Origin of the sequence: Rhizobium sp. Leaf341 (assembly GCF_001424325.1) — a bacterium.
GTDB lineage: Bacteria > Pseudomonadota > Alphaproteobacteria > Rhizobiales > Rhizobiaceae > Ferranicluibacter.
In genome coordinates this window covers 629092-642802 of record NZ_LMPE01000003.1, presented here as the reverse complement: position 1 = coordinate 642802, position 13711 = coordinate 629092, and the positions used below count along the sequence as shown (strand labels likewise).

General features: G+C 62.9%; 5 protein-coding genes. 2 read left to right on the top strand and 3 right to left on the bottom strand.

Annotation, left to right across the window (positions count from 1 at the left end; translation table 11 throughout):
• Positions 1-32: 32 nt before the first annotated feature.
• The 3 genes from ASG03_RS04635 to ASG03_RS04625 form a co-directional block, all read right to left on the bottom strand.
• On the bottom strand, positions 33-1445 hold the full coding sequence (locus ASG03_RS04635) for an aminotransferase class I/II-fold pyridoxal phosphate-dependent enzyme (RefSeq protein ID WP_062692504.1): 1413 nt from the start codon (positions 1443-1445) through the stop codon (positions 33-35).
• Positions 1442-8974 carry a type I polyketide synthase gene (locus ASG03_RS04630; protein WP_062692502.1) on the bottom strand — a complete coding sequence of 2511 codons (7533 nt, stop codon included), beginning with the start codon at positions 8972-8974 and terminating at the stop codon, positions 1442-1444. The genes ASG03_RS04635 and ASG03_RS04630 overlap by 4 nt, the downstream gene beginning before the upstream one ends.
• A 340-nt stretch (positions 8975-9314) precedes the next feature.
• Positions 9315-11216, bottom strand: a complete 1902-nt coding sequence (locus tag ASG03_RS04625) for a potassium transporter Kup (protein ID WP_062470469.1) — start codon at positions 11214-11216, stop codon at positions 9315-9317.
• 288 nt (positions 11217-11504) lie between these two features.
• On the opposite strand from ASG03_RS04625, the gene ASG03_RS04620 reads away from it, so the two are divergent.
• Positions 11505-12092 (top strand): ANTAR domain-containing response regulator, encoded by a 588-nt coding sequence (locus ASG03_RS04620; RefSeq protein ID WP_062472274.1) that lies wholly within the window; start codon positions 11505-11507, stop codon positions 12090-12092.
• Between the two features lie 43 nt (positions 12093-12135).
• Positions 12136-13407, top strand: a complete 1272-nt coding sequence (locus tag ASG03_RS04615) for a CmpA/NrtA family ABC transporter substrate-binding protein (protein WP_062692499.1) — start codon at positions 12136-12138, stop codon at positions 13405-13407.
• Positions 13408-13711: the final 304 nt, after the last annotated feature.

The window sequence follows — 13711 nt, the reverse complement described above, 5'->3', positions numbered from 1 at the left end:
TGCGCGCGAGATCGGCTGTCGGTGCGCCGGCTTCACCGCGCTGCCAGCATTTTCATCATTTGCTGGAGATCAATGGAGGCCAGTCCGAAATTGCGGTCGGTGAGATCCTTGAGCTTGGTGGCCGTCAGCGCCACCGTCTTGCGGATCTGTTCTTCCGTATGGTCGCTGGTGATGAAGAAGCGCAGTCGTGCCAGGCCTTCCGGCACGGCCGGATGGATGATCGGCAGAGCATTGACGCCGGCAGCCAGAAGATCGTTGGACAGTTGCACGGCGCGCAGACTGTCGCCGACGAGAACCGGCACGACGGAAAAGCCCGCACTAAGCCCGGTGTCGAGACCGGCTTCCTGCGCCAGCTTCAGGAACAGTGTCCCGTTGCGTCGAAGGGCGGCAGCACGCTCCGGTTCCGCTTCCAGGATGTCGAGGCTGCCCAATGCGGCGGCCGTCAGCGCGGGAGCAAGGCCGACGCTGTAGACGAACCCGCCGGCGGTCGCTTTGAGAACGGATGCCAGAGCCGCATTGCCGGCGATATAGCCGCCACAGCTCGCCGTCGTCTTCGACAAGGTGCCCATCCAGATGTCGACCTCTTTCGGATCGACGCCGTAATGTTCGAACGTGCCGCGTCCCCGGCGTCCGAGAATGCCGAGAGAGTGCGCCTCGTCGACCATAAGCCAGAAACCGTATTCCGCCTTCAGCTTGAGGATGGCCGGCAGGTTCGCCACGTCGCCATCCATCGAATAGATGCCCTCGACGATCACGAGAATGCGGCGATAGTCGCCGGACACGGTCCGCAGCACCGTTTCGAGATCGTTCGCATCATTGTGCTTGAACAGGCGACGCGTGGCGCCCGAAAGCTTGATGCCGGCAAGGGCACTGTTGTGGATGAACTCGTCGTGGACGACGAGATCCTTCGGGCCGAGCAGGCAGCTGATCGCCGCAACGTTGGTGAGGTAGCCGCTGACGAAGCAGACCGCGGCTTCCACGCCATAGAAGTGGGCGATCCGCTCTTCCAGTTCCCCATGAACCGGACGTTCGCCGGCCACGAGACGGCTTGCCGACGCCGAGATGCCATAGGTTCCGATGGCGTCCGCTGCCTTTTCGAGGACATGCGGATGCCGGTTGAGGCCGAGATAGTCGTAGGACGCGAAATTGATGAGCTCGCGACCGTTGATGATGGTCGTCGCGCCGGCCGCCGTCGCATGCGCGCGGTAGAACGGGTTGTCGATGCCGAGCTGTGCGCTTGCGGCCTCCTGGGTCTGCACCTGCTTGTATTCCGGCAGGTCCTCGAAGCGCATCTGCGTCCGGCGAACCGGTGTCGGCGCATCGCGCTCCGACCGTGCCATCCGGTTGCGCTCAGACGACTGGTGCGTGTTGCGCATCCGGTCGAGAAGGTTTTCCCGGATGCTGCTGTTCATTTTTGTCGCGGCGGGCTGCCGGTCGTCACTCATTGGCTTGCAACCTTTTCCGAAGACGTTGCCTTATGGCGCTGGGTCAGTTCGGCCAGGATCTTGTCTTCCGTCGGAGGCTCGTCCTCGCTGCTGCCCTGATCACGCTTGCTGACCTTTTCGTACAGCTTGTGCGCAACGTCGCCGACCGTCGTATTGTCGGCGACACCGGAGAGCGGCATGTCGAAGCCCGTGTTCTGCTGGAAGCTGATGCCGAGTTCGACCGCCATCAGACTGTCCAGCCCGATTTCCTTCAAGACCTTGCTTCGCGAAATCGTATCCTTGGAAACCCGCAGAATTGCGGCGATTTCGCTGGCGACAAGCTCATAAAGCAGGTCTTCGCCCTCCTGCGGCGATTTGCCCTCGATCATCGCAACGAGGTCGAGCATGCTGCCGTCGCTGCTGCCGGTATGCTGGTCGGCAGTGCGCATCACGACCTCGAAAAGCGGCTGCCGAACGACCGGGAGATTGCGTGCGGTCGGCCAGTCGAATTCGGCGATCATCGCGGTTGCCGCATTCACCGTGCCCGGATCGGCCGCCACATAGGCCTCGACCTGGTCAAGGGCAGCCTGTGCCTTCAGCGCCGTTTTGCCGATGCGTTTCGACAGGATGTCGTTCACCTCGGTGTTCTCGGCGAGATAGCCGGTATCGGCAATGGCACCGAAGCCGATGGCGAGCGCTGTCAGGCCGGCTGCCCGCCGTGCCCGCGCAAGCCCTTCGAGATAGCCGTTGGCGGCGACATAGTTGCCTTGGCCGGGGTTGCCGACAAGCGTCGTGGCCGATGAGAACAGCAGGAAGAGGTCGAGATCGTCGGCCCGGGTCAGGCTGTCCAGCACGGCGGCGCCCTTCGCCTTCGTGTCGATGACGGGGCGGTTGCGATCGCGGTCGAGATTGGAAAGCAGCGCGTCGTCAAGCACCATTGCGGCATGCACGACGCCCTTGAGCGGCGCTTCGGCTCGCAGCGACGCGAGCAAGGCAGCCGTCGCGTCGACATCCGTCACGTCGCAGGCGTGCAGACTGGTGACGACGCCTTTCGCCTCCCAGCGCTTGATCGCGCTGAGCGTGTCGGCCCCGGCAACGCCGCGCCGGGTCACGAGCGCCAGCTTGCGGGCACCCTTTTCGACCAGCCAGTTGGCAGCGGCCAGACCGAATCCGCCGATGCCGCCGACCACGAGATGTACACCGTCGCCGGAAGCCGTCATCCGCGCGGCGGGTGCCGCCGAAACCGAGTCGCGGCCCGAAACGGGTGGCAGCACGACGATCTTGCCGATGTGTCCGGCATTCTGCATCAGTCGAAACGCATTGCCGATCTCGTCATGGGCAAAGGCGCGGTAGGGAAGCGGGACAAATTTGCCCTCTTCGAACAGTTGCCCGACCTCCGTGAAGATCCGCTTGGTGAGGTCCGGCTGGTTGACGAGCAGCTGATCGGCATCGATGCCGAAATAGCTGATGTTCCGGCGGAACGGACGAAGCCCGATCTTGCTGTCGGCAAAGTAGTCCCGCTTGCCCAGTTCGAGGAAGCGGCCAAAAGGCTTCATCAGCGACAGGCTCTGTTCCATCGCTTCGGCAAAGAGCGAATTGAGCACGAGATCGACGCCTTCGCCCTTGGTGACGGCACGAATGTCCTCGACGAAGGAGAGCGTCCGCGAGTCGAAGACGTGGTCGGCACCCAGCATGGTGAGGAAGTGACGCTTCTCGCGGGTTCCCGCGGTGGCGATCACCTTGGCGCCGGCATGTTTGGCCACCTGCAGGGCGGCAAGCCCGACGCCGCCGGCCGCGCCGTGGATGAGGATGGTTTCCCCAGCCTGGATGCGGCCAAGCTCAATCATCGCGTAATAGGCCGTCAGAAACGCAACCGGGACCGTCGCGGCTGCGACCGGGTTCACCGTTTTCGGCAGACGGGCGATACCGGCGCGGGCAACGACGGCATGTGTGGAGAAGGCGGCCGAGGCCATCGCCATCACGGGGTCTCCGATCTCGAGATCCGTGATCTCGCTGCCAAGCGCAACCACGTGGCCGGACAACTCCATGCCGATTGTGGCGCCGGCAAAGCCGTCCTCCAATGCTTCTTCGGGCAGCAGGCCCATGGCCCACATCACGTCGCGGAAGTTGAGGCCGGTGGCTGCGACTTCGACGACGACATCGGTCGGGCCGGGCTTCGGCAGGCGGGTTGCTTCCCAGGCGATGCTGCCAACCTGCGACGCCACGCGCTGGCGGATGGTTGCCGCCTCGAAGGACTGCGTCTGGCGAAGCGCCCCCTCTACCGGACCTGGCACGGCGCGAATTTCCTGGGCAAGTCCGTTGATGACGGCCCACTCGCGATTGTCCGATCCGCCTTCGATCAGCGATGCCGCGAGTGCGAGTGCCGCTTCGACGTCGGAAGAGGTCGAAGCGGGCACATCGATCGCATGAAGATCGATCAGGTCGTATTCGTTTTCCAGAACGCGGCAGAAGGTCCACACGCCGCTGTTGAGCGCGGAGGTTGCAGAGACCGGCGAACCACCTGGAGCGACCAGGACGAGCCGCGGCCGTTCGTCGCCCGAGGGCTCGCGATCCGCATGATGCTCCCGCACGGCTTCGCCAAAGGCGCTGAGCGCCAAGACGAGGGTCTGAAGCGCCTCGGAATCGCCGAGCCGGTCGTCGGACGATGCCGGCGACAGGAAGACGGCGCGAACAGGGCGGTTATGGAAGGCGGCGAAAGCGTCGAGAAGCAGCGCCTTGTCGGTCGTCTCGCCCGTCACCGTGACGGAAAGGACAGCGCTTTCACCGATGGATGACGGCAGAACACCGATCGAAGCGCCTGCCTGAAGGACCAGGATCGGGTGATGCGACACGAGCGCTGCACCGTCTTGAAGCAGGGCGTCGGACGTCGACCGGCCTGCTCTCGCTTCCAGAGCAACCAGAGCGCCGAACGCGCCTTCGCGGTCTTCCACCACGATGTCGGCAAGCCTCAGATCGGCAAGACACTTTTCCCACTGCGATGCGGTTGCGAACCGACCGACAGGGAATTCCGGCGACTGGCTACGGGCGAACCAGCCGTCCGTCAGGCCGTAGGCAAAATCGCTGAAGACAGTCGGCGCCGTCGTCGCGGCGATGAAGGCACCGCCCGGGCGCAGAGCCTGTCCAAGAATCCCGCGAACGGCCGCGTCCTCGTCGACGAGTGCAAACAGCATGTCCGACGCGCTGACGACGATATCGATCGTCTTGACCGACTTGAACGCCTCCTTCTTGAGGACGGACACGCGCGCATCGGTCTCGAAAGCGATCTCGAGATTGCGTTGCGCATTGTCGCGCGGCTCGAGAACGGCAAGGGTTGCGCCATGGCGCACCGCAAGGGCGGCCAGGCGACGGGTGAAGCTCGCCGAGACGGTGCCAAGTTCGATGATACGCAGGCCATCTCCAGCCGACGAAAGGGCGTTTTCCAGCGCTTCGTAGACCATATCGGTTCTCTGCCGGGTGGCCAGAGAGTGCACCGCCTGGTGGTCGAGCGTTGCTTCGCTGACGAGCCCGGAGGTCCGGGCAGGGGTCTCGTCACCGACCTTGCCGGACAATTCCTCGGCATAGAGCACCGACAGGCGATCGAGAGCCTCGGTATAGGCATTGTTGATCAGCACGGCCTCGACGGCGCGCGCGGCATTCTCGGCGTAGATCTCCTTGAGAATCTCGCTGACCGGGGGCAGCGCGAAATCCGCCGCCACGGTCCAGCGGTTGTCCGTGTGCTCGGCAAGACCCGCATCCTCGAGAACGACAAGGCAGTTGCTGAGGAAGCAGCGGAAGCCGATATCGCCGGGCACCAGTCGCATGTCGACCTGATTGCCGCCGCGCGCGAGCTTGAGCGCGATTTCGTGGCAGGCCCGATAGATCGCCGCGTTGAAGAGCAGCGTCGTGTTGTCGATCCCCTCACCGCGATCGTCGGGCAGAAGACCTGTCGGGAGAGCCGTCGACGGCGCGGGCAGGAGCGCCGCAAGCGCGTCCGAGGGAATGGATTCGTAATGGTAGGACAACATGTCCAGCGTCTTGTGCTGGCGCAGATAGGTGCGCCGGAAGCGGCAATCGTCGAATGCGGCCACCAGCTTGCCGTCTTCACCGTAGAACCGGAACTTCGCCTTGATCGAATTGGCACTGACCCGCTCAACCTCTGCGATTGCGCGCGTGATCACCTGGCCGGACGCGGCCAGGCGGACAGAGCCGAAGCGGACGGGAATGTAGGGTGCGCCGCCGACCTCGCCGGTAAAGCGCCCGAAGAGGGCCACCATGCCGTGGAAGGTCGCATCCACGGAAATCGGGTTCAGGCTGTAGGAAACGAAGGGATGTCCTGCCTCGGCAGGCGACTTCAACGTGACGTCGATGAACCTCTCGCCGAAAGCGACGGCTTTCGACATCAGCTGGAATCGCGGCCCATAGTCGAGGCCGAACTGCCGAGCCGTTTCATAGGCTTTCGCCGCATAAACGGTTTCGGTCTGTTCGAAACCCTTGAGGTCCGGCCGGACATGGTCGTTGCGCGCGATCGGCTTGCGGCAGCGGGCCACGGCATGCACGGCCCAGTCGTCTTCCGTCAGGCGCTCGCGCGAGCGGATCTCGATGTCGCCGGTCTCCGGGGAGAGGATCGTCGACAGTTCCATGATCCTAGTATCGCCAAGCTCCAGCGGCCGGACGATTTCGAGATTGGTGATCTCGACCTCACGGGTGCCATAGAACTGCTGCGCGGCCGAGATCGCAATCTCGATGAAGCCGCTGCCCGGCAGGATGGGCTTCCCGTCGACGATGTGCTCGGCGAGGTCTGGGAAAAGATGGCCGTCGATATGGTTCTTCCAGCTGCTGCCGTTGAGATCGGCCCGCCAGCCGGCGAGCGTGTAGGGCACGCGCGAGCCGCGCCCGAACAGATCGGCGCTGTCGCTCGTGACAGCCGGACGAAGTTCGGTCGGCTCGAACGGCAGGATCGGCAGCCGGACAGAAGCGTTGCGCTTGCCGAAAAGCCGTGCCGAATTGAAGGCTGCCCCATGCGCGATCGCACGCGCCATGGAGCGCGAGACCGGATCGATGCCCTTGGCCGACGGGTCTTTGAGAAGCGTCGGGACGACGACACCCGGTGCGGTGGCCGCCTTGATCGTTTCCTTGAGGTAGGACGACAGGATCGGCCGCGGCGAGACCTCGATGAAGAGGGTGCAGCCCAGCGCGATCGCAGCTTCGGTGGCGGCCTGGAAGCGAACCGGCTCGCGCACGTTCTTCCACCAGTAGTCGACATCCAGCTGCGACCCGTCGAGTTGCTCGCCGGTAACCGTGGAGAGATACGCGATTTCGGTGGTGCGTGGCGACAGGTCCGGGATGTCGCCCATGAAGGCTGTCTTCGCCTGATCGATGATCGGGTGATGGAACGGATAGTTGATGTCGAGGATCTGGACGGGGATCTTCGCCTTTCGGGCGGCGTCCCGGAAGGCCGTAACCTCGGGCGCAGGTCCCGAAATCGTGACCGAATTGCGTGCATTGATGGCCGCCACGCAGACATTGGCGATCCCGTGCTTGGTTGCGAAGGCCTGAGCGGCTTCGTCGCCCAGCATGACCGCTGCCATGATGCCCTTGCCGGCCAACAGATCCTGGTGGAGGGACCGCTTGGCGACGATGGCGACCGCATCGACCAGCGACAAGGCGCCAGCCGCGTAGGCCGCTGCGATCTCGCCGACGGAATGTCCGAAGACGGCCGTCGGGGTAATGCCCATGGCGACGAGCGAGTCTGACAGGGCTGCCTGTACCGCAAACAGCATCGGCTGGGCGATTTTCGTATCGGCGAGCTTTTCTGCAAGGTCCGGATCGGTCAGCAAGGCAGCAAGATCGAGATCCGCGTGGAACCGGAACAGGGCGCTGATCGACGTGAAGCACTGGCGGAAGTGCAGGTTCTCGCGATAGGCGTCTGCCCCCATGCCGGCCCATTGCGAGCCGTTACCGGAAAACACGAAGGCGACCTTCGCGTCCCGCGTTGCGGCTTCGCCGGTCTCCCCGAGATCGGAAGCCGGCTTTTCGATATGGCTCGAAATTGCGCGAATGATGTCTTCGGGGTTTTCGCTGCGTGCGGCAAACCGGTGACGCATGGGCATGCGGTTCGCGCCGGATGCGGCAATGATGGCACGCGCCTCCTCACGGGACGCCTTGGCGAACGACGACTTGTAGGCGCGCAGAAGCTCCTCGAGAGCGGTGGCCGTATGGGCGCTTGCGACGAACATGTGCCCCGCAGCCGTATTGCGCTGGCGGTCCTCCGTGACGGGCTCGGGGTCCGAGATCACGACATGGGCGTTGGCGCCGCCAAAGCCGAAGGAGTTGATGCCGGCAAGGCGTGCGCGCTTGCCCCGCAGCAGCTCGATCGGGTTGGCCGTGACGCGAACGTTCAATCCTTCGAAATCGATGTTCTCGTTCGGCGTATCGAAATGCAGCGAAGCTGGGAGATAGTTGTTCTCGAGCGCCATTACGGCCTTCAGCATGCCGAAGAGGCCGGAGGCAGGCTCGGTGTGACCGATGTTCGATTTGATAGAGCCGATCGGCACGGGCGCGCGACGATTGGTGCCGATAACCGTGCCGATCGACCAGACTTCCGCAGGGTCTCCGACCTTGGTGCCGGTTCCATGCCCCTCGACGAAAGCGACCTGGTTGGCGTCGATATTATTGCCGTCGTAGATCGATCGCAGCAAGGCTGCCTGGGACTCGCGCGAGGGGAGCGAGATGCCGTTCGTGCGTCCTGCGGAGTTCGTGCCTGTCGCGACGATCCGCGCGTAGCTGCGATCCTTCTCCTGGCGGGCGCGATCGGTGCGACGCAGAACGAACACGACGCCGCCTTCGGCGCGGACATAGCCGGCGCCGTCATTGTCGTAGGCCCGGCAGAGGCCTTCCGGCGACAGCATGCGGGCCTGCGCAAAGCCGACAAAGGGAAGAGGATGCGCGAGAATATTGATGCCGCCGACGATTGCGGTCTCGATCTCGCCGGCGTTCAGCGCCCGCATGGCCTGGTCCAGGGCCACGATCGAGGACGAACAGGCCGTATCGATGGTCATCGACGGGCCGCTCAATCCGAAGATGTGAGAGATCCGGTTTGAAATCACGGAAAGCGTGTTTCCCGTCATGAAGTAAGGGCCGGCAGCGGCCGGATCTTCGACCGTCAGGTTTGCATGGTCCAGACTCGATGCGCCGACATAGACGCCGACATTTTCACCCTGCAGCGCGCTCAGGGGAATATTGGCGTCCTCGATCGCCCGCCATGCCAGCTGCAGGAGAACGCGCTGCTGCGGATCCATGTACATGGCTTCGCGCTGCGACATGCCGAACGCGGCGGGGTCGAAGTCGTAGATGTCGTCGATAACGCCGGCCGCAAACGAATAGGTCTTGCCGGGGTTGCCCATTTCCGGGTGCCAGAAGCGCGCGAGATCCCACCGATCCGACGGGATCCGTGTGACCGCACTCTTGCCCTGCCGCAGAAGCCGGAACAGCGCTTGAGGCGATTGAGCTCCCGGAGCGACGCAGGCGCGCCCAATAATCTCTGCTGTCATCTTTTGTCGCACGCTCTGAAATGTCTGCAATGTGACTTGCTGATTGCATTTGAAGTTCAAAAAATCAATCAGAACTTCGTGACGGACAGTCTAGGCACCAAACGCGAACCAGTAAAACAGGCTGCGTATTAGGAATACCTAAACAAGAAAGAAGAAACATTGTGCATCCGTTGACGCAACTCAAGGCATACCGCTCCATATCACAGTAAACCCTGCGATAGAAATGCTCGTATACTGCGCGGCGTACCGTCTTCCCGCGAAACGCCCTTCCATAAAGCGATTGAAGGAATGAACAGGGCAAGGACCGTGCAAACACCGGGCACCGATGGCCTGTGCTCGCTCAGATCGTCACTTGCTCGCCCAGTTCCACGACGCGGTTGGCGGGCAGACGGAAGTAGTCCGAAGGGTCGATGCCGATGCCGGCAAGGGCGATATAAAGACGGTCCTGCCAACGGGGCAGTCCCGAATTGGGGTCGCTGATCAAATTTCGTCGTCCGACGTAAAACGACGTCTGCATGATCTCGAACTTGAATCCGGCCTTCTTGCAGAGAGCCAGCGCCTTGGACACGTTCTGGTCGTCCATGAAACCGAATGTGATCTGGATCCGCAGGAAGCGCTCGGAGATCCGCACGAGTTCGATGCGCGAGGACGGTGGCACGTAAGGCGTATCGGACGTCCGTACGGTCAGGATGACGTTCTGTTCGTGCAGGACGTGGTTGTGCTTGATGTTGTGCAGCAGGACGGCTGGCGTCTTGTCGGGAACGCTGGTGAGAAACACGGCGGTGCCGGGCACGGCGACGGGAGCGTGATCCGATTTCTTCTCGATGGACCGGATGAAGGTTTCGAGCGGGATGTCGTTGCGCGCGGTCTTTTCGCGCAGGATCATCGAGCCCTTCCGCCATGTCCACATGATCACCATGATGGTGGCCGCCAGCAGCACCGGCACCCATCCTCCGTCATGGATCTTCAGGAGATTGGCGGCGAGAAAAACGGTCTCCAGCAGAAGCAGCGGCAGCAGGATGGCGCCGGAGGCCACGGCGCTCCATTTCCAGACCGAGCGCAGGAACTGGAAAGCCATCAGCGTCGTCACGACCATGGCGCCCGTCACCGAGATGCCGTAGGCGGTTGCAAGGGACTCGGAGTCGCCAAAGGTGAAGATCAGCACGAGAACGCCGACGAAGAGGAGCGTGTTGACAGCCGGGACGTAGATCTGTCCGGTATTGGTCTCCGACGTGAAGGTGATCTGCAGGCGCGGCAGGAAGCCGAGATGGACCGCCTGGCGCGCAAGCGAGAAGGCGCCGGTGATGACGGCCTGACTGGCAATGATGGTGGCAGCCGTCGCGAGAAGCACGACCGGCAGCAACGCCCAATCCGGATACATCAGATAGAAGGGGTTCTCCGCCGCTTCCGGATGCGCCAGGACGAAGGCTCCCTGACCGAGATAGTTCAACGCCAGCGACGGAAAGACGAGGACGAACCAGGCGACCTGGATCGGTTTGCGTCCGAAATGGCCAAGATCGGCATAAAGGGCCTCCGCTCCCGTCACGGTCAGGAAAACGGCGCCGAGAACGATGAGGCCGACGAACCCGGCATGCGTGATGAACCAGACGGCATTGATCGGGTTGAGGGCCTCGAGGATCGTGTAGTCGTCGCCGATATGCAGGAGGCCGCCCCAGGCCATCGCGAGAAACCACAGAACCGTGATCGGGCCGAAGAAATTGGAGACGGCAGCCGTGCCGCGGGACTGAACGGCGAAGAGGCCGACCATGATCGCGGCCGAAATCGGCAGGACATAGCCGCCGAGCGCCGGCGTCACGAGCTTCAGGCCTTCGACGGCCGACATGACGGAGAGCGCCGGCGTGATCATGGCATCTCCGATGAACAAGGCGGCGCCGATGATGCCTGCAAAGAACAGGACGGGCATGTATCGCCCGGTCCTTTTCATCAAGAGGGCGAGAAGCGACAGCGTTCCACCTTCGCCGTCGTTGTCGGCACGCAGGAGAAAGAGGACGTATTTGAAAGTCACGATGATCGTTAGCGTCCACACCATCAGCGAGATCAGGCCGATGACCTCATTCTGGCTGATGCCGTCATGCGAAAACGGGCGGAGCGCTTCGCGAAAGGCATAGAGGGGACTGGTCCCGATATCGCCGTAGACGACGCCGATGGATCCCATGAGCAGCACAAGAAATTTCTTCGTACCTGCGGTGTCCTGCGGGGCCGGGTCGGCGGATGCGGTCATGGAATGTCTGACTTTCGTTCACGTCTCGCAGCACGCGAGACACGGCTTGCGTGTGCGGACAACTCGAGCGTTGCGGTCGGCGTTCTGCGCCACCGGGGTCCTGCGAGGCCGATCTTCCGCGGCTATATAGAGCGAACTCCGTTTCGCGGATACCTCAGGCGCAATTTCGAAACACCGTTACAATCTTTGCTGGGTCGGGAGCAAGCACGAACACCGGCATCCGCTATCGCCAGAAATGTTGCCGGTTCGCAGCTTGCACATTCTGTTGCGCTGCACAAGAATAGGTGCATGCGCCATGCCGATCTCACGATCCTCGTCATCGACGAAAATGCCATCCGCTCCTCGATCATCGAGGAAGGCCTGCGCGAGGCCGGGCATCTCAAGGTGACCGTGATCCACGAGGTGAACGGCGTCGCGCGGATCATCGAGACGCTGAAGCCCGATGTCATCATCATCGATCTCGAAAACCCGAACCGGGACATGATGGAGCACCTCTTCCAGCTGACCCGGACGGTCAGCCGCCCCATCGCCATGTTCGTCGATCGGTCGGATACGGCCTCGATCGAGGCGGCGGTCGATGCCGGCGTCTCCGCCTATATCGTCGATGGCCTGCGCAAGGAGCGGGTGAAACCCATCCTCGACATGGCTGTCAGCCGGTTCAATGCCTTTTCCCGGTTGCAGCGGGAGCTGGCGGACGCCAAGTCGGCTTTAGAGGATCGCAAGGTGGTCGAACGGGCCAAGGGCATCGTGATGAAGATGCGCGGTCTCTCCGAGGAAGAGGCGTTTGCCCTGCTGCGTCAGACGGCCATGAACGAGAAAAAGAAGATCGCCGAGATCGCGCAGAGTGTCGTGACGGCGGCGGGGCTGCTCACATGATCACGTCCCTGCACCGCTCTGTCGCCCATCGGAGGAGATGCCCATGACCTCAACGCTTGTGGCGCCCAGTGCGGCGCTTGCCGCGCCGGCGCTGGGCGCAAAGCGCGACGGTGCCCGTGTGCTCCGGGCAGGATTCATTCCCCTCGTCGATGCTTCCGTGCTGATTGCGGCCGCCGAGTTCGGTTTCGCAGCCCACGAGGGCCTGACGCTTGAGCTTGTCCGCGACGTTTCCTGGGCCAATGTTCGCGACCGGCTGGCGTTCCGGCAGTTCGACATTGCCCATATGCTGTCGCCGATGCCCGTCGCTTCCATGCTGGGACTCGGCTCGAACCCGTCGCCGACGATCACCCCGTTTTCGCTCGGGCGCGGAGGCAACGCCATTACCTTGTCCACCCGCCTGTTTACCCGCATGCGGGATGCGGGCGCCCCCGACGGTGGCGATGCGTTGACGAACAGCCGGATGCTCCGGCACGTTCTGGACAGGATGCGCGAGGCAGGCGAGGCGCCGCCGACCTTCGGCATGACCTATCCATTCTCGTCACACAATTACGAGTTCCGCTATTGGCTGGCCGCCGGCGGCATCGATCCGGACCGGGACGTCAAGCTGGTGGTGGTTCCCCCGCCGCTGACATCGGATGCCCTGGCGGCGGGCGCCATCGACGGCTTCTGCGTCGGTGCCCCGTGGAACATGATCGCGTCGGAACGCGGCGTCGGCCGCATCGTCGCCGCCAAGCAAGACATCTGGCCCTCCGCTCCGGAAAAGGTCATCGGCATGCGGCCGGACTGGGCGGAAGGCCATCCGGAAACCGTCTCTCGCCTGCTGGTCGCGCTGAATGCGGCCGCGCGCTGGTGCGACCGGAGCGAAAATCATGACAGCCTGGCGGCGCTCCTTGCGCAGCCGAACTACCTCGCCGCCCCGGTCGATATCATCCGCCGGGTCCTGGCCGGAGAGTTCAGCCTCGATGACACGGGCGAGCGTCGCGTCATCCCCGATTACTTCACCTTCCACCGCGGTTTTGCAAACTATCCGCGGCCGGGGCACGCGCTCTGGACCTACAGCCAGATGCTGCGCTGGGGACAGGCCGATTGGTCGCAGGCGTCCGCGGAGAAGGCCATGTCGGCCTATCGGCCCGATCTCTACCGCGCAGCGCTGGGTACCGGTCCCGAGGATGCAGACCTGCGTGTGGAAGGCATGATCGATGGCGATCGTTTCATGGACAACGTCACCTTCGACCCGCGTCGACTTCAGGACTATGTCGCCGGCTTTCCCGTTCGCTGCCTGCCGAAACCTGACCGTCTGCACGACGACATGTGATTTAGATTGCCGTTTCGCAATGCACGATCCGCGTTGCGCTCCAAGCATATGGTGAAAACGTAGGCAGGAAAGCTTTTGTCTACATTTGATGCAGCGAGTGGATTGTCTTGTTCTTACAACCGCTTCGCATGGACTGCGCAAACTGGCACGCCTTTTGCTTTTCCTGATTAGCTCAGTCAACGGCGATTGAAGCGAAAGAGCGCAAGATGCGCTCACCCCATGACATCGACGTCGCAAGGTTTTTGCTCCGGAGCTTCAAGCTCCTCGGGATGCATTCTCCAAGCGGCGTTTTTTTGTGCCCCGA